General features: G+C 70.5%; 13 protein-coding genes. 4 read left to right on the top strand and 9 right to left on the bottom strand.

The genetic code is table 11. The features are described 5' to 3' along the window. Positions 1 to 31: 31 nt before the first annotated feature. Complete coding sequence (locus ABZ855_RS20840) at positions 32 to 1,525, bottom strand: LCP family protein (protein ID WP_360808822.1); 1,494 nt, start codon at positions 1,523 to 1,525, stop codon at positions 32 to 34. Between the two features lie 180 nt (positions 1,526 to 1,705). Here ABZ855_RS20840 and ABZ855_RS20835 point away from each other — a divergent pair, with 180 nt between their 5' ends. Next, positions 1,706 to 2,755: a glycosyltransferase family 2 protein gene (locus ABZ855_RS20835; protein WP_360808820.1), complete on the top strand. Its 1,050-nt coding sequence runs from the start codon at positions 1,706 to 1,708 to the stop codon at positions 2,753 to 2,755. Between the two features lie 67 nt (positions 2,756 to 2,822). Here the strand turns inward: ABZ855_RS20835 and ABZ855_RS20830 are convergent, their stop codons facing one another. The 4 genes from ABZ855_RS20830 to ABZ855_RS20815 all read right to left on the bottom strand — a co-directional run bounded on the left by ABZ855_RS20830 (position 2,823) and on the right by ABZ855_RS20815 (position 8,746). Next, positions 2,823 to 4,502: an LCP family protein gene (locus ABZ855_RS20830; protein ID WP_360808819.1), complete on the bottom strand. Its 1,680-nt coding sequence runs from the start codon at positions 4,500 to 4,502 to the stop codon at positions 2,823 to 2,825. A gap of 189 nt (positions 4,503 to 4,691) precedes the next feature. Continuing rightward, a complete protein-coding gene (locus ABZ855_RS20825; protein WP_360808817.1) occupies positions 4,692 to 6,452 on the bottom strand; it encodes an LCP family protein in 1,761 nt (586 codons plus the stop codon). Positions 6,453 to 6,675: 223 nt separating this feature from the next. Continuing rightward, complete coding sequence (locus ABZ855_RS20820; RefSeq protein WP_360808815.1) at positions 6,676 to 7,812, bottom strand: LCP family protein; 1,137 nt, start codon at positions 7,810 to 7,812, stop codon at positions 6,676 to 6,678. A 175-nt stretch (positions 7,813 to 7,987) separates the two neighbouring features. Then, positions 7,988 to 8,746, bottom strand: coding sequence for a TIGR03089 family protein (locus tag ABZ855_RS20815; RefSeq protein ID WP_360808813.1), 759 nt, complete (start codon positions 8,744 to 8,746; stop codon positions 7,988 to 7,990). Between the two features lie 138 nt (positions 8,747 to 8,884). Between ABZ855_RS20815 and ABZ855_RS20810 the strand changes: the two genes are divergently transcribed. Both ABZ855_RS20810 and ABZ855_RS20805 read left to right on the top strand, forming a co-directional pair. Further along, complete coding sequence (locus ABZ855_RS20810) at positions 8,885 to 10,174, top strand: peptidoglycan recognition protein (protein WP_360808811.1); 1,290 nt, start codon at positions 8,885 to 8,887, stop codon at positions 10,172 to 10,174. A gap of 116 nt (positions 10,175 to 10,290) precedes the next feature. Beyond that, positions 10,291 to 11,373, top strand: a complete 1,083-nt coding sequence (locus ABZ855_RS20805; protein WP_360808809.1) for an NDP-sugar synthase — start codon at positions 10,291 to 10,293, stop codon at positions 11,371 to 11,373. A 340-nt stretch (positions 11,374 to 11,713) separates the two neighbouring features. On the opposite strand, the gene ABZ855_RS20800 is transcribed toward ABZ855_RS20805, so the two are convergent. Both ABZ855_RS20800 and ABZ855_RS20795 read right to left on the bottom strand, forming a co-directional pair. Next, positions 11,714 to 12,730, bottom strand: a complete 1,017-nt coding sequence (locus tag ABZ855_RS20800) for a DNA-3-methyladenine glycosylase 2 family protein (protein ID WP_360808807.1) — start codon at positions 12,728 to 12,730, stop codon at positions 11,714 to 11,716. Positions 12,731 to 12,887: 157 nt separating this feature from the next. Then, on the bottom strand, positions 12,888 to 14,174 hold the full coding sequence (locus ABZ855_RS20795; protein ID WP_360808805.1) for a coenzyme F420-0:L-glutamate ligase: 1,287 nt from the start codon (positions 14,172 to 14,174) through the stop codon (positions 12,888 to 12,890). A gap of 105 nt (positions 14,175 to 14,279) precedes the next feature. Here ABZ855_RS20795 and ABZ855_RS20790 point away from each other — a divergent pair, with 105 nt between their 5' ends. Continuing rightward, a complete protein-coding gene (locus tag ABZ855_RS20790) occupies positions 14,280 to 14,840 on the top strand; it encodes a hypothetical protein (protein ID WP_360808803.1) in 561 nt (186 codons plus the stop codon). 137 nt (positions 14,841 to 14,977) lie between these two features. Here the strand turns inward: ABZ855_RS20790 and cofD are convergent, their stop codons facing one another. Together cofD and ABZ855_RS20780 are read right to left on the bottom strand one after the other, a co-directional pair. Beyond that, complete coding sequence (gene cofD / locus ABZ855_RS20785) at positions 14,978 to 15,937, bottom strand: 2-phospho-L-lactate transferase (protein ID WP_360808801.1); 960 nt, start codon at positions 15,935 to 15,937, stop codon at positions 14,978 to 14,980. An 84-nt stretch (positions 15,938 to 16,021) separates the two neighbouring features. Continuing rightward, on the bottom strand, positions 16,022 to 16,516 hold the full coding sequence (locus ABZ855_RS20780) for a cysteine dioxygenase family protein (protein WP_360808799.1): 495 nt from the start codon (positions 16,514 to 16,516) through the stop codon (positions 16,022 to 16,024). Positions 16,517 to 17,035 lie beyond the last annotated feature (519 nt).

The raw sequence follows: 17,035 nt of genomic DNA, 5'->3' as shown, positions 1-17,035 counted from the left end.
GACGTGGCTGTCGTCCCCGCCCCCGAGGTCCTCACCGGCACCCCGCCTGATCCCCGGTACTCACCCCGAACTCGCCCACCCGCACCTTCCGCACGCCCTGATGGTCCGCCCCGACGATCACCTTCAGCACCGGACCCTGCCCCGGCACCGACCGCAGCGAACTCCCCGGCAACGCCGCCGCCAGGGACTTCGCGGAGCGGTCCCACCGGGGGTCGTACGTGATCACCGTCCGGTGCGTCTCCCGGTCCCGCGCGTTCACCGGCACCCGAGTGGTGCGGAACCCGGTCGCGGCCAGCGCCTGATCGACCTTGCGTCCCAGCCCGGCGGTGAGTGTCCCGTTCTCGACCTGCACCCGGATCTGCTGCGGCGCCACCTCGACCCGGGCCGGCGCACCGCTCTTCCCGCCGCCCCCGCCGCCCCCGGTGCTGCGCCGCACCGACAGCGGCTCGTCCTCCCGCAGGGCCCGGAACAGCCGTCCCGTCTTCGCCGCGTCCCACTTCAGCGTCGAACCGATGCCCTTCACGGCGTACCCCATCCGCCCGATCGGCACGGTCGTGAACTCGGAGGACGCCGGGGAGAAGTTCCGCATGGCCCGCCCGAGGTCGAGGAGTTCGCCGGTGCCGAACTCCTTGTCCGCCCGCACCGAGCCGAGCACCGCCCGGGTGATGTCCCGGAACTTCATCGGGTTCAGCAGCACACCGGACGACGTCGACTGGGCGATGAGCGCCGCCATGAACCGTTGCTGGCGCTGCATCCGACCCAGGTCGGAGGACCCGTCGGCGTGCCGGGCGCGCACGTACTGCAGGGCCTGTCCGCCGCTCAGGTCATGCGTCCCGGCGGCCAGATCCAGCCCGGTGTACGAGTCCTTCAGCGGCTTGGGCGTGCAGATCTCGACTCCGCCCAGCACATCGACCGTCTTCATGAAGCTGATGAAGTCGATCTCCAGATAGTGGTCGATCTTCAGATGCGTCATCTGCTCGACCGTCCGCACGGTGAGGTTCGGGCCGCCCTCCGCGTACGCCGCGTTCAGCTTGATGACGTGTCCGCCGTGCCGCTGCCCGCTGATCCGGTCGGTGTGCGGGGGCGTCTCGGCGTACGAGTCGCGCGGCAGGCTGACCACGCTCGCCCGCTCCCGGTCCTCCGAGATGTGCACGATCATCATCGTGTCGGTGCAGTGGCAGGGCGCGCCCCCGAGCCGGAACCGGCGCCGCTCGGCCTCGCTGATCCCGTCCCGCCCGTCCGTGCCGACCAGCAGCACGTTCATGCCGTGACCGGCACGGGGACGGTTCTTCATGTCCTTGAAGGGATCGACGCGGGCGATGTCGGCGTCGAGGCTGGACACCACCGCGTGCCCGATCCCGGCGGCGGCGAGCACCACGACGGACAGCGTCGTCACCGCCCGCATGGCCCAACGAGGCTTCTTCCGCCGTACGGGCGGACGCGGGCGCCCGGACGACGGCCGTGGCCGGCGCTGCGGGGAACCGGGGGAGCGGGGAGATGCGGGGGGTGCGGGGGACGCGGGCATGGGGGGACACCTCCGCGAAGGCTGGCCGGGGGAAAGGGGAGGGAGGAGGGGAGGCAAGGGAGGGGGGAGTGGGCCGAACGTGCGATCCGTGAGCACCGTAGGCCCATACGATCTGCGGCCCGGGTCAGGGGACGGTCGGCGCGCGTCGGTGTCCCCCGTTCGCGGTAACGTGAGCCCCCTATGAACGCCAAGCCCGACGTGCAGCCGCCCGCCGTGTCCGTGATCATGCCCGTCCTCAACGAGGAGCGGCATCTGCGCGGAGCCGTCCAAGCGATCCTCGCCCAGGAGTACGCCGGCGAGATGGAGGTCGTCATCGCCCTCGGTCCGTCCACGGACCGCACGGACGAGATCGCCGCCGAGCTGGTCCGCGAAACGGCCGGTACGAGCAAGCGCGTCCACACGGTCCCCAACCCGACCGGCCGTACGCCCGCCGCGCTGAACGCCGCGATCAAGGCCTCCCGGCACCCCGTCGTCGTACGCGTCGACGGGCACGGCATGCTCTCGCCCGACTACATCGCGACCGCCGTACGTCTCCTCGACGAGACCGGCGCGCAGAACGTCGGCGGGATCATGCACGCCGAGGGCGAGAACGCCTGGGAGCACGCGGTGGCCGCCGCGATGACCTCGAAGATCGGGGTCGGCAACGCCGCCTTCCACACGGGGGGCGTGGCCGGGCCCGCCGAGACCGTGTACCTCGGGGTCTTCCGGCGCGCCGCCCTCGAGCAACAGGGCGGCTACAACGTGGAGTTCATCCGCGCCCAGGACTGGGAGCTGAACTTCCGCATCCGGGAGGCGGGCGGCCTCATCTGGTTCTCGCCCGAGCTGCGGGTGTCGTACCGGCCGAGGCCCTCCGTGCGCGCGCTGGCCAAGCAGTACAAGGACTACGGCCGTTGGCGCCATGTCGTGGCCCGCTACCACGAGGGTTCCATCAACGTGCGCTACCTCGCCCCGCCCACCGCCGTGCTCGCGATAGCGGCGGGCGTGCTGCTCGGCGCCGTACTGACCCCGTGGGCCTTCCTGGTGCCCGGCGGCTACCTCGCGGCGATCACGGCCGGCTCGGTCCCGGCGGGCAAGGGCCTGTCGCTGAAGGCCCGGCTGCAGATCCCCGTCGCCCTCGCCACGATGCACATGTGCTGGGGCTGGGGCTTTTTGACGAGCCCCAAGTCGCTTGCCAGGAAGGTGATCGCGGCCCGACGGCCGGCGGTCCTGGACGGCGCGAACGCGGCCTGAAACACGACGAGTCGGGGGCCCGCCGTCATACGACGGCAGGCCCCCGACTCGTCTGTTCGCCGACCGGTTACCAGCGATAGGGCGCGTACACATCCATGCACGCGCCGGTGTCCGAACCGACCACCTTGTCGGCGGTCTCGGGCAGTTGGCCGGCCTTCGGCGCCTCCTCCTTCGGATACGCCGTGCCCTCACGCCAGTCGGCGCCCACGGTCACCGTCACACCGGAGACGTCCGTCGACTTCTTCACCGAACTCGCCGGAATCCCCAGGGACTTGGCGACCAGCTGGGCATCGCCCGCGAGGTCCGCGCTCGGGTAGCGCACGACCGTCTTCTCCACGGACAGCGAACCGGAGGTGTCCGCCGCCGCGTTCGTGAAGCCCTTGCCCGCGAGGATCTGGCTGATCGCCTTCGCCCGGCCGCCCGCCGCGGCGAGGGTGGCCGTACGCGTGCCGTTCTGCACGAGGACGCCGATCTCGCCGGGGTCGGCCGCGGAGTCGGTCGGGGCGGTCGCCGAGGCCGTCGCCTTCGGGGCCTTGGACGCGGCTCCGCCCTTGTCGTCGAAGGCGATGTCGTCGCGGAGCATCGTCCACATCTGCTCGGCGTCGGCGTCGGCCGTCACCAGGTGGTTCGGGTTCTCGGGGTCCACGACGGTCGGGATCGTCGTCATCGTGATGCGGTCGGTCGGCACCGACTTGAGCTGCATGCCCAGGTCGTACAGCTCCTTGACCGAGCCGAGTTCCTCGGACACCGTCAGGGACTTGGTGGCTGCCTCGGCCAGACCGGTGAGCCGCCCGGCGTCCGTGAAGACGTTCTGCGCCTTCAGCGTGCGGATCATCGAGTTCATGTACATGTGCTGGGCCTTGGCGCGCCCCAGGTCGCTGTAGAAGGCGTGCCGGGTACGCAGCCACTGCAGCGCCTGCTTGCCCTGCACCTTGTGCTTGCCGGCCGTGAGCTTGAGCCCGGACCCGCCGGACACGCCCGGCAGCGGACGGTCCCACACGTTCTGGTTCACGCAGACCTCGACGCCTCCGATGGCGTCGGCCATCTTCACCACGCCGGCGAAGTCGATCGTCATCCAGTGGTCGATGTAGACCCCGGTGAGGTCCTGCCAGGTGGCCAGCGTGCAGCCGGCGCCGCCCCGGGCCAGTGACGTGTTGATGATGGCGTTGGTCGCCGCGAACTTCTCCCCGGTGTCGGGGTCCGTGCACTTCGGGATGTCGACGCGGGTGTCACGCGGGATGCTCACCACGGCCGCGCTCTTGCGGTCGGCGGAGACGTGGACCAGCATCTGGACGTCGCCCAGCGGCGGGTTGCCCCGGTTGTCCCGGTCACCGCCCAGCGACACGTTGGCGTCGGAGTTACGGCTGTCCGAGCCGATCAGCAGGATGTTCAGCGGGGTCTGCCCGGCCGCGTTCGGCTCGGTCTTCCGCGCCTTGGAGTCGCCGCCGCTGTCGCGCCTGCCCTTCTGGATGTTGCTGTTCAGATGTTCGTAGTACAGGTATCCGACACCGGCCGTGCCGAGTATCAGCACCGCGAGGGTCACCGCCGACCAGCGCAGCAGCCTGTGCTTGCCGGCCCGTCGCCCTTTTCCGCCCGGACCGCCGCCGCTGCCACCGTCGCCGGACGCGTCGCCGCCCCCGTCCCCGGCGTCGCTCCCCTCCTCGTGCGAACCGTCTCTCTGCCCCGGAACCCGAGCAGGCCGGACGCGTGACCGCGTCCCCTCCCCGTGCACACTGCTCTGTGTCATTCCCTGCCTCCCCACCCTTGCCGCCGCCGCCGAACAGGCCTGTCTCGCGCCCTGTAGGACGCGAGACAGGCCTGTCAGGTCAACCGGCGCACCAAAACATCTGGCGCAGACGCCCATCGGACAGCCGACGTTCGCTGCCGACGTACGCAGACGGTGTACTCGGCCGATGTACTCAGCCGATGTACGTGCTCAGCTGGCGCACTGCGCCTTGTCCGCCGTGGACTGTCCCTGCACGGTCGGCGCCTTCGCCGGCGCGGTGAGCGAGACGCCGGCCTCCTTGAAGTCCTTGCCCAGGGTCAGCGTCATGGTCGGCAGCCCCTGGGAGTTCGTCACACTCTTGCCGGGCTTCATCGCCGCTCCGGACAGCCCCATGATGGCGGCCAGCCGCCGGGCCTGGTCGGCCTGGTCGGGCGCGTACTCCAGCGTTGTCTTCGCGAGCTCCACCGAGGCGTTGCCCGCGTTCTCGGACTTGTTCACGCCCTCATCATTCTGCAGGTAGTTGAGAGCGTCCTGTGCGGCGCCGTTGAAGGAGCCACCGTTCAGGATCCGCACCCGGACGTCGGCGGCGGCGGACTGAGGGCCCTTGAGACGGGCGGCGACGGCGGCCGCCTCCTTCGCCTTCTGCTGCTTGACCGCGGTGAACGACACGTCGTTGGCGATCGCGTTGAACACCTCGGGAGCCGTCGGGCCGACGACGACCGTCGCCCGGACCTTCTCCGCCGGGTTGTCGACCACCGGGACGGTCATGAAGGTGATGTTCTTGGTCGGCACCTTCTTCAGCTCCAGCGCCACGTCCTTGAGCGTGGACACCTTGCCGAGACCGGTGTCCACGGTCAGCGCCTTGGTGGCCGCCTCCGCGAGCTTCACCAGCTTGGCCGGGTTGGTCAGCGTGTCGCCGGAGGCCATCTTGCGCATCAGCGAGCTGAGGAACTGCTGCTGCACCTTGATCCGGTCCAGGTCGCCCTGGTTGCCGAAGCTGTGCCGCGTACGGACGAAGGCGAGCGCCTGCTCGCCCTCGACCGTCGACTTGCCGGCGGGCAGCTTCAGCTTCGACTCCTTGTCGTTGACGGGCTTGGTCACACAGACCTCGACCCCGCCGACCGCCGTCGTCAGTGTCTTGACCGCGTTGAAGTCGGCCATCATGAAGTGGTCCGGCGAGATCCCCGTGACCTCCTTCACCGTGCGCATGGTGCAGCCGGGGTCGCGCCCGTCCTGCCCGAGACTGGTGTTGAAGCGGACGTTCTGAGTACCGGGGATGATCTTCTCGGACCCGTCCTCCTGGACTGTCGGACAGTCCGGGACGTCGACGATCAGGTCACGCGGGATGCTCAGCGCGGTCGCGTTCGTCCGGTCCTTGGAGACGTGCAGCAGAATCGTCGTGTCCGCGTGGCCGACACTGCCCGCGTCGCCGTAGGCCTCGTTGCCCGCACCGGTGCGCTTGTCCGTACCGATGATGAGGATGTTGAAGGCCTCGTCCTTGCTGAACCCGGCCTTGCCCGCCGTACCGACATCGGTCGTGGTGACGTTGCCCTCGAGGTGCTTGAGGTAGAGATAGCCGCCCGCCGCGGCGGCCACCATGACGAAGGCCATGGTCCCGCCCGTCCAGAGCAGTATTTTCTTGGCCTTCGACTTCTTCTTCTGCGGGGCGCGCGAACGGCGCCGCCCGGGCAGGGGCTCCTCCTCGGGCACACCACGACGCCGTCTGGGCGGCGGTACCTGCCCGGGTGCGCCCGGCACCCCGTGCGTCTCGCGTTCCTGCTCCCGCTCCGGTGCCGCCGAACGCCCGCGCCCCGCACCCGCGGTGACGGGGGCGGCTCGACGAGGTCCCGGGACCGCTGATTGCGGTGCGGAGGGAGTCAGTCGCAGTTCGTATTCGCCGGTGCTCGGGTTGAGCACCCACTGGTCTGCGGGGTCGATGTCGTCCGCCCGCCCACGGCCTTGCGCGTCCACGGTTGTCTGCATCCTCCGTCGGGGCCACGCGGCGCCTTTCCCCCTCCAAAGGCGCTCGGGTCTCGGTCTTCCGGTGTGCACACGACACGTGTCCTGACGCACCGGATCGCTCACACTATCCGGCCAGTTGGGCGTCAAGCGACGACGGTGACAAATTCCACGCCCCTACACCGGGCAATCCACCCATTTTCTTGAACTAACGTTCGCCGACTTGGCAAGCGCTTTACCCGCAGAGGTCCTCGGCGGCGGTGTTACCGCGAAAAGCGGGCACGGGAGACGGGCCGACGGAACCCTTTCTAACCGGCCTCTCCCCCCTGACCACCACCGGAGTGTCCGTCCGCAGCCGCTCGAAGAGCCGCCCGGCATCGGGTTCGACAAGCTGGTCGCGATTGGTGTCATAGGCATACGACTCCCGAGGAACGGTCAGAAATCTCACACGTCCGACAGGGATGTCGCGCATACTGCGCACCAATTCGTACAAACCGCGCAGACTGGCCAGGGCGGGATCCGTGGTGAGCGAGGAAGTCGCGGCATCGAGCACCGGATAGAGCTTCACCGGATTCAGAAGGACGTCATTGCTCTGCACCTTGTTGACGAGCGCCCCGAGAAACCGCTGCTGCCGTTCCATCCGCGAGGTGTCGCTCCCGTTGCCGAGGGACTTCCGCGCCCGCACGTACCCGAGCGCCTGCTCGCCGTCGAGCGTCACCTTCCCGGCGGGCAGCCGCAGCCGGGCCTCCCGGTCGTCGACCGGCTTCGCCAGACACACCTCGACCCCGTCGACGGCGTCGACCAGCTCCTTGAAGCCGTGGAAGTCGACCACCATGTGATGGTCGACCCGAATGTCCGTCAGCATTTCGACGGTACGGATCGTGCAGGCCGAACCACCCTGCTGGAAGGCGCGGTTGAACATCGTGAACCCGGGCTCGCTCCGGCTCCCGTCCGGCCGCAGACAGCTCGGTACGTCCACCATCAGATCGCGCGGCAGGGACATGGCGGTCGCGCTGCGCCGGTCGGCGGCGAGATGCAACAGGATGGCCGTGTCCGACCGCTCGGTCCCGGAGTCCCGCCCGTACTTCCGGTTGTCGGCGCCGGCCCGTGAGTCGGACCCGATGAGCAGGATGTTCTGGGCCCCGCGTACGAGCGAGGTGGGCCGCTCCTTCTCGTACCGGGCGAGTTCGGCGGCGGCGCCGAGGTCCGGCGTGATGTTCCCGTCGAGCTTGGCGTAGACCGCGAGCCCGATCCCGACGGTGCCGAGCGAGACCACCCCGGCCCCGAGAGCGGCCCGCCGCAGCCAACGGCGCCGCCGACCGACGGCGGTGCCGCCGGTGCCGGGCCCGAGGGTGCCAGGGGTGTCGGTCACCACTCGACCATGACGCGGAGACCGGGCCGAGGGGTGCTGCTGATGGGCCGAACGGATGAACGCGGGGTGAGGCGAACCCTGGAAAGCGCCCCCAGGGGCGCGGGCCCGTACGAATGCCGACGTGCGGTTCCGCCGCGCGGGCGCGGCGAGTCACCCCAGGCCCGCAACCGCGAAACTACGCGCGGCGTGTAGCCGTCACCCGCTCGTCCTCGACCCGCTTGGCCACCACGTCCTCCGGCGCCTGATCCAGATGCCGGCACAGTACGACGGACCCTCCGGTGGCGAGCGGCGAGTACAGCCCCGCGCTCACTCCCTCCCAGGTCTCGTACCCCAGCCCCGACAGCAACCGGGACCCGGGCCCGGTGAGCCCGAAGCCCACCGCGTCGGCTCCGGCGCGCTCGACGACCTCGGCTCCCGTGAACTCCGCCCCGGCCACGATCAGCGCGGGCGCCTCCGGATCGACGGGCGCGTACGGCGCGAAGCGGTCCCCCTGTCCCGGCACCTCCACCGCGTAGTCGGCGAAGCCGGCCGGAGCCTGCGGGAACCGTCCGCCCAACGGCCGCAGCGCGAGGGCGATCCGCTCGCCGGAACACGCGCGTGCCGTGTCCAGCGTGTCGGGCCCGCTGACGACGATGTCGGCGGCGCCGGGCTCGCCCGCCATGTCCGCGACGACGCCCACCGACGAACACGCCAGCAGCCACACCGCCGTCTGCCAGTGCGCGGGCAGCAGCAGCGCGACCCGGTCGCCGGGTTCGGCGGACAGCTCGCCCTGGAGGAGATTCGCGGTCTTGGCCACCCAATTGGCGAAGGTGGCCACGGACAATTCGACACGTTCGCCCGTGGCGTCGTCGTAGAAGGTCACCAGGGGGCGGGCGGGGTCCGCGGCGAGCGCGGAACGCAGCAGGTCGGCAGGGGTGCGGTCGGTGGCGTTCACCCGCGCAAGGGTACGCGGAGGGTACGTGGGGCGGCGGGCGCGGGCCGACCCGCGGGACCACCGTTCGGGCGAACGCGCCAGACGGATCGTCAGTTCATCGATGGACAGATATGTATGACTATGTCCAGGATCAGGGGCATGCGTGGATACCTTTCTTCCTCTGTCGGTGTCGTCTGTGCAACCGCCCTGGCGCTCCCGTTGACCCTGCCCGTCACCCCGGCTTCGGCCCTGGCGAGATCCGCCGAGGCAAGACCGGCGAAGGCGGCTCCCTCCGATCCCGCTGCCCCCGGCAGCACCCAGTCGCTCCCGCTGGCCCCCCGCCCCGGCGACCGCATCCTCGGCTCGGCCGCCGAACAGGGCCTGTACCGGCCGGACGTACACCGCTTCTCGCTCGTCGGCGTCGTCTGGGACAACCCGGACACCGAGTTGTACGGCCGGGTCGAGGTCCGCACCCGGGAGGCCGGCGGCGGCCGCTGGTCCGGCTGGCAGGACGTCGAGACGCACAACCACGAACACGCGGCCGACCCCGGTTCCGCAGAACGCACGTCAGGCCGGGTCCGGGGCTCCACGGCCCCGCTGTGGGTGGGCGACTCGGACGGCGTGGAGGTGCGCGTACGGGCGGACGGCGAGGGACGCGCACTGGACACCCGAGCCCCCCTCCCCGCGGGCCTGCGCCTCGAACTGGTGGACCCGGGCACAGAACCGACGGCGACGGATCCGGAGTCGGAGAACGCGAACCCGGAGTCGGAGAACGCGAACTCGGGGTCAGAGTCGGGGTCGGAGAACGCGAACCTCGCACCCGAAGAGCGCCGGATGAAGCCGTACATCGGCCCCCGCCCGAAGATCATCCTGCGCCGCGGCTGGGGCGCAGACGAGTCGCTGCGCGAACGCGGGTTCATCTACACGAAGAAGGTGAAGGCGGCCTTCGTGCACCACACGGCTTCCGGCAACAACTACTGGTGCTCGCAGGTCCCTTCCATCATCCGTGGCATCTACCGCTACCACGTGCTGAGCAGCGGCTGGCGGGACATCGGCTACAACTTCCTCGTCGACCGGTGCGGAAACATCTACGAGGGCCGGGCCGGCGGCACGGCGAAGCCCGTGATGGGCGCACACACGCTCGGATTCAACACCGACAGCATGGGAATCGCCGTCCTCGGAACTTTCACCGGCTCCAAGCCGTCCAAATCGGCAGTGAACGCGATCGCTCGGCTCACCGCCTGGAAACTCGGGCTGTTCGGGGGCAATCCGAACGGAAAGACATACCTGAAGTCAGGGGGTGGGAATCTCTATCAAAAGGGAAAGAACGTACGACTGAACGTGATCTCCGGCCACCGGGACGGCTTCGCCACCGAGTGCCCGGGCCGCCTGCTCTACGGGCAGCTCGGCACGGCACGGAAGGCCGCGGCCAAGTACCAGGGGCGATGAGTTCACGCATCGCGCACACCGGAGCTCGGTTCTGCATACGAACGGTCGAACGATCTGCACACACTGGCCGACCGAACACGATTTCGGTCGGTCCCGGCAGGAAGCAGAGACGACAGGTGACAGAAGCGATCCTCCTGGTCGGCGGCAAGGGCACCCGGCTGCGGCCGCTCACCGTGAACACCCCCAAGCCGATGGTCCCGGCGGCCGGGGTCCCCTTCCTCACCCACCAGTTGGCGAGAGCGAGAGCGGCAGGGGTGGAGCACATCGTCCTGGCGACCTCCTACCTGGCCGAGATCTTCGAACCGTACTTCGGGGACGGCTCGTCCCTCGGCCTCCACCTGGAGTACGTCACCGAGGACGAACCCCTCGGCACGGGCGGCGCGATCCGCAACGTGGCCTCCCGCCTGCACTCGGGCCCGGACGACCCGGTCCTGGTCTTCAACGGCGACATCCTCACCGGCCTGGACATCAGGGCCCTGATCCGCACGCACAAATCCACATCGGCAGACGTCTCCCTCCACCTCACCCGGGTGACGGACCCGAGGGCCTACGGCCTGGTCCCGACGGACGAAACAGGCCGAGTGACGGCGTTCCTGGAGAAACCCCAGACCCCCGAGGAGATCGTCACCGACCAGATCAACGCGGGGGCGTACGTCTTCCGCCGCTCGGTCATCGACACGATCCCGGCAGACCGTCCGGTGTCGGTCGAAAGAGAAACGTTCCCGGAACTCCTCTCCGCCGGCGCACACCTCCAGGGCCTGGTCGACTCGACGTACTGGCTCGACCTCGGCACCCCGGCGGCCTTCGTACGCGGTTCGGCGGACCTGGTCCTGGGCCGCGCCCCGTCCCCGGCCGTCCCCGGCCGCTGCGGCGACCGCCTGATCCTCCCCTCGGCCCGAGTGGCCGCCGACGCGAAACTGACCGGCGGCACGGTGGTGGGCGAGGGCGCGTACGTGGCGGAGGGCGCCCGCGTCACGGGCAGCACGATCATGGCGGGCGCGGTGGTCGAACCGGGCGCGGTCATCACCGACTCCCTGATCGGCACGAGGGCCCGCGTGGGCGAACGCTCGATCCTGACCGGCACGGTCGTCGGCGACGGCGCGATCATCGGCGCCGACAACGAACTGAGAGAGGGAGTACGGGTGTGGTGCGACGCCAGAATCCCCCCGGGGGCACTCCGCTTCTCCCCGGACGAGTGACAGAGATCCAACGCCGCCCCGCCCCCTCAGCCCGTCCGACGCTCGAGGACGACAGGCCCCACCCCCAGCCCGTCCGACGCTCGAGGACGACAGGCCCCACCCCCGGCCGGTCTGGCGTTCGAGGACGACAGGCCCCGCCCCCAGCCGGTCTGGCGTTCGAGGACGGCAGGCCCCGCCCCCTAGCCCGTCCGGCACCTCTGCAGCGCCGGCCCGCATTTCCAGCCCGTCCGGCGTTTGAGGACAAGGCCCGTTCAGGGCCGTAGGGGGGTCTGGGGGCGCAGCCCCCAGGAACGGGATGGGACGGGTAGGGGCGGCGGGGGCGAAAAAACGAACCGCCACCTCACAACCGCCCGATATCCCCCGGCTGCATCCGAGGCCCCCGCCTCCCCGGCGTACGCCCACTCAACAAAATCAACCGAGCCGCCCGATGCCGCTGCCCCGCATAAGGCTCCAGCAACGACAACATCACCTCATCATCCGCCCCCCGATCCCCCGCCAACGCGAACCCCACAATCCCCGGCAGATGCAGATCCCCCACAGTCACCGCATCCGCCGCCCCATGACTCCGCTGCACAACCTCCGCCGAGGTCCACGCCCCCACCCCCGAAACCACCTCCAGCCGAGCCCGAGCCCGCTCCGGATCCAGCGCCACGGCCTCCTCCAGCCGCCCAGCGACCCGAACCGCCCGCAGAATCGTCGACGCCCGCTTGTTGTCGACCCCGGCCCGATGCCACTCCCAGGACGGAATCAGCGCCCAGTCCCGGGCCGAGGGCACCACGAACAACCCGCGAGGCGAACTCGCCGGCCCAGGCGCGGGCTCCCCGAACTTCCGTACGAGCAACCGCCAGGCCCGATAAGCCTCAACAGTGGTGACCTTCTGCTCCAGCACGGAGGGGATCAGCGACTCCATGACCAGCCCGGTCCGCGTCAGCCGCAACCCCGGCCGCTGATGCCGGGCAAGGGCGACGATCCGGTGCCGGGGCGCGAACACCTCGGGATCGTCGGCCGCTCCCAGCAACTCGGGCAACTGCTCCAGCAGCCACTCGGCCCCCGGCCCCCATGCCTCTCCCCGGACCACCCCGTCCCGCAGGGCGACCCGGAGCGTCCCGGGCCCGGCGGGCGTACGGCTGGTCCGCCACACGGACCCGTCCGGCGCGGCCCAGAACGTGGGGTCGCCCGGCCCGCGCCGCAACGGCCCCAGCACCAGCCCGAGATCGAGCGGCACCCCGGGCACCCAGGTCCGGGTCCGCCCGGGCGCGACGGCCTGCCGGGGCACCCCACCAGGCACGACGACATGACCACCTCGCACGGTGGTACGAGTGGGCCGCGAGGGCTGGGAAGCGAACCGTCCTGCCACGAGACCGTTCCTAGCACACGAAGGACGAAGCCAGAAGAAACGAACGTCTGCTGGGACAGCGCCCCTCAACCGCGAACGCACCGCACCGCACCGCGAACGCACCGCGAACGCACCACACCGCGAACGCACCGCACCGCGAACGCACCACACCTCGGACTCACCGCACCTCGATGAACGCCCCCGCATCCCTATCCACTCGAGCCTGCGGAGCCTGAGCCGGATGCCCGACCGCGACCGCCCCCATCGGATCCCACCCGCCGGGCAGCCCCAGCACCTCCCGCACGACATCCCGGCAGAACATCGTCGACGACACCCATGCCGACCCGAGCCGCTCCCCGGCGAGCGCGACCAGGAAGTTCTGCACCCCGGCCCCGGCCGCGACCACGAACATCTCCCGCTCGGCCCCGTCCCGCCGCGCGTCCCCGTACGTGTGCGACCCGTCCATCACCAGACAGGGCACCACGAGATACGGAGCCGCCCGCAGCACATCCCCCCGCCGAACCCGCTTTTCAATAGACGCCTCACTCTTCCCGTCGCGCCGCAGATCCGCGATCCAGGCGTCCCGCATCGCGTCGAGCAACTCGGTCCGCGACCGCTCCGACTCCAGCAGTACGAAGCGCCAGGGCGTCGTGTGATGCGGGGCGGGCGCGGTCACCGCGGCGGCGACCGCCCGCCGTACCGCACCGGGGTCGACGGGCTCGTCCGTGAAGGCCCGCACCGTCCGCCGCTGGGTCACCGCCTCCCGTACGGCCTCCGACGTACCGAGCCGGAACATGTCGTCGCGGGCGTCGCGCACCAGGGCCCGCGCCCCCGTGTCCCCGGCATCGTCATCCTCATCAACCACCACCACATGCGACAGCCCGCGCACGACGGCGACGGGCAGCCCGGAAGCCTTGCCCTTGACGAGATCCCCGGCGGCGGCCAGCTCGTCGGCGGTCGCCACGACGGTGGCGGACAGCGGATTGCCGTACGCGTCCGTGCCCCCGCGCAGATCGTCGAGTACGCGCACGCCCGCGGCGCCGATCGCCACGTCCGTGAGCCCCGCGCGCCAGGGTCGCCCGAAGGTGTCGGTCACGACGACGCCGACGTTGACACCGAGGGTGTCTCTGAGCCCGTCCCGCACGGCGCGGGCGGACGCGTCGGGATCCTCGGGCAGCAACAGCACTGTCCCGGAAGGCGTGTTGGAGGCATCGACGCCGGCGGCGGCCATGACGAGCCCCTGCCGGTTCTCCACGATCCGCAGCGCCCCGCGCCGGGCGACGACCCGGACGGTCTCGGCGTCGATGGCGGCCTCCCGGTCGGCCGCCTCGACGACACGCCCCTCGGCCTTGGACACGATCTTCGAGGTGACGAGCAACACGTCCCCGTCGATCAGCCCGGGCTCAGCATCGGCAATGAGCTTCGCAAGATCGTCCCCACCCCGAACCTCAGGCAACCCCTCCACAGCCCAAACCCAATACCCCCCGACACCACCGCCCCCGGCACGGCCAAGGTCCCCGCCACTGCCACGGACACCTGTACCGGCACCTGTACCGGTCCCGCCCCGGCCATGGTCCCCGGCACCGCCACGGACATCTGCCCCGACCCCGCCCCGACCACGGTCCCCGTCACGGACGCTGCCACCCGCACCGACACCGCCAGGGACACCCACCCTGGCACCGATACCGCCACCGATACCGCCACCGGCACCGCCTGCGGCACTGCCACCTGCACCGGTACTGCCACCCGCATCGGGACGCACACCGGCATCGGGACGCACACCCTCACCTGCACCGCCTACGGCACCGTCACCGCCAAGGGCACTGCCACCTGCACCGGTACTGCCACCCGCATCGAGACAGACACCGGCATCGGCGCGGACACCGTCACTTGCACCGCCTGCGCCACTTGCACCGCCTGCGCCACTTGCACCGCCTGCGCCACTTGCACCGCCTGTGACCCCGGCACCGGTACTGCCACCCGCATCGGGACGCACACCGGCATCGGCGCGGACGCCGTCACCTGCACCGCCTGCGCCACCTGCACCGCCTGTGACCCCGGCACCGGTACTGCCACCCGCATCGGGACGCACACCGACATCGGCACGGACACCCTCACCCGCACCGCCTAGGGCACCCGCACCGCCTACGGCACCGGCACCCGCACTGCCAGGCACACCGGCCCCGGCACTGCCACCCTCACTGCCAGGGGCACCCGCACCCCACACCCCCCCAGCGCCGCAGGCCCCCTCACCGGCAAGTTCGCCGTTCACGCGCCCCGCACCTCCTCCGCCAGTGCCAGCGCCTCGCGGGCCATCTGTGCCGACGCCTCGACGTCCGTCATCATCAGCGGCACCGCGCGGCAGCGGATGCCCGCCGTCTCCACGCGTTCCACCGCGCCCGCGTCGACCGTGTCGACGAGCCAGCCGTCCAGCAGCCCCGAGCCGTAGTGTTCGGCGACCGCCGCAGCCGTGGCGTCCACGCCGACCGCCGCGAGCACCTTGTCGGCCATCCCCCGCACGGGCGCGTCCCCGACGATGGGGGAGAGGCCCACCACGGGCACCCCGGCCTCCGCGATCGCCTCGCGGATCCCGGGCACCGCCAGGATCGTGCCGATGGACACGACCGGGTTGGACGGCGGAAAGAGGATCACATCGGCCTCGGCGATCGCCTCGAGGACACCGGGCGCCGGCTTCGCCTGCTCCGCGCCGACCGGCACGATGGCCTCGGCCGGAACCGAGGCCCGCAACCGCACCCAGTACTCCTGGAAGTGCACGGCCTTGCGCTCACCGTCGACCTCGACGGCGACATGGGTCTCCACCCGGTCGTCGGACATCGGGATGAGCCGCACCCCGGGCTTCCACCGGTCGCACAGCGCCTCCGTGACCGCGCTCAGCGGAAATCCCGCCCCGAGCATCTGCGTCCGCACGATGTGCGTGGCGAAGTCCCGGTCGCCGAGACCGAACCACTCCGGCCCGACCCCGTACGCCGCGAGCTCCTCCTTCAGATGGAAGGTCTCGTCGGTCCGCCCCCAGCCCTGCTCCTCGTTGATGCCTCCGCCGAGGGTGTACATCACCGTGTCGAGATCCGGGCAGACCTTCAGCCCGAAGAGGTGAATGTCGTCCCCGGTGTTGCCGATGACGGTGATGTCCGCGTCCGGCACGGCCCGCTGAAGACCGCGCAGGAACCGGGCACCACCGATGCCGCCTGCCAGAACCACGATGCGCATGCGGCCAAGTCTTGCAGGCGGGTACGACAACGCGTCGGCAGGTCTGTCGTGGAGACGCCCCCCGACAGCGGCGACCTCCCTGCCTCAGCCGGCCACGACCGCCGACGGCGCGCAGCGAGCCGCGTGCATCGGCATCTCGGTGAGACCCGGGTAGTAGACGTGCAGACTCACGGCCGGTTCGAGGCTGTCGTTGAGCACCTCGTGCACGTACCCCGGAGCGAACACACGCTGCGCTCCCGCCCCCAACGCGCGCGTGCCGCGGTCCGTCCGCTCGGTGAGCCGCCCCTCCAGGACGGTCAGGACGCCCGACGAACCGCCGTGGTCGTGCAGCCCGCTGCCCTGCCCGGGGACCCAGGACAGCAGCCACACCTCGTAGCCGGGGCCTGTGCGCAGCCGGTGGTACCAGCGCGACGTCGCGTCGTACTCGACCAGGTGTGCCCACTGGGAGCGGTCCGCGGCGATGGCGCGGGCCAGGCCGACGAAGTCGGCGACGGTGGCCGGGTGCTCGCGCGGGGCCTGGAGGAGGTGCGGTACTTCGAGGATGTCGCCGGCGATCTGGAGGTCGCTGTCGCTGTTCATGGAGTGCGGAGGTCCTCGGCAGGAGTGTGGGGGTTGGCTGGGTGTCGCGTACCGCCCGCCCGGATCACGGGTGGGAAACGCATCGCCCTGATGTGGGCTTCGAAGGAAACAGCAGCCGAGTCACGGTGGACTCAAAGGCAGCCGGAGCGCGTTGGGCTCAACAGCTGGAACAGCAACAACAGCTACAGCGAGCTGGGGCAGCACCGAGGGACCGCGCGGGGCGGGTCGAGGTGAGTGCCAAGTTCGCGAGCATGCCCACAAGGACACCGGTTCACACCTTCACTGTCAACTCGACACCCGGTATGTGGGACGCGTTTCACCCCATCCGGTTCATCTGTCAGGTGAAAGGTTTGTTCGCGCGTCTTCGGGGACATATGGCGCACAACCAGGCGCACGGACCTCGGAACGAGATCGAACTTCTGGACGTCCTCCCCCGTACAGGCTCCGTATCGGGGTAGCCGTCCCTCTGGGGCCCCCTGGGGCCTTCTCCTGCTGTCAAGGTTTATGCCGATTTGAACA

This window comes from Streptomyces sp. NPDC047042 (assembly GCF_040644035.1).
GTDB lineage: Bacteria > Actinomycetota > Actinomycetes > Streptomycetales > Streptomycetaceae > Streptomyces.
The sequence above is the reverse complement of the archived record's forward strand: the minus strand, read 5'-3'. Positions and strand labels throughout refer to the sequence as shown.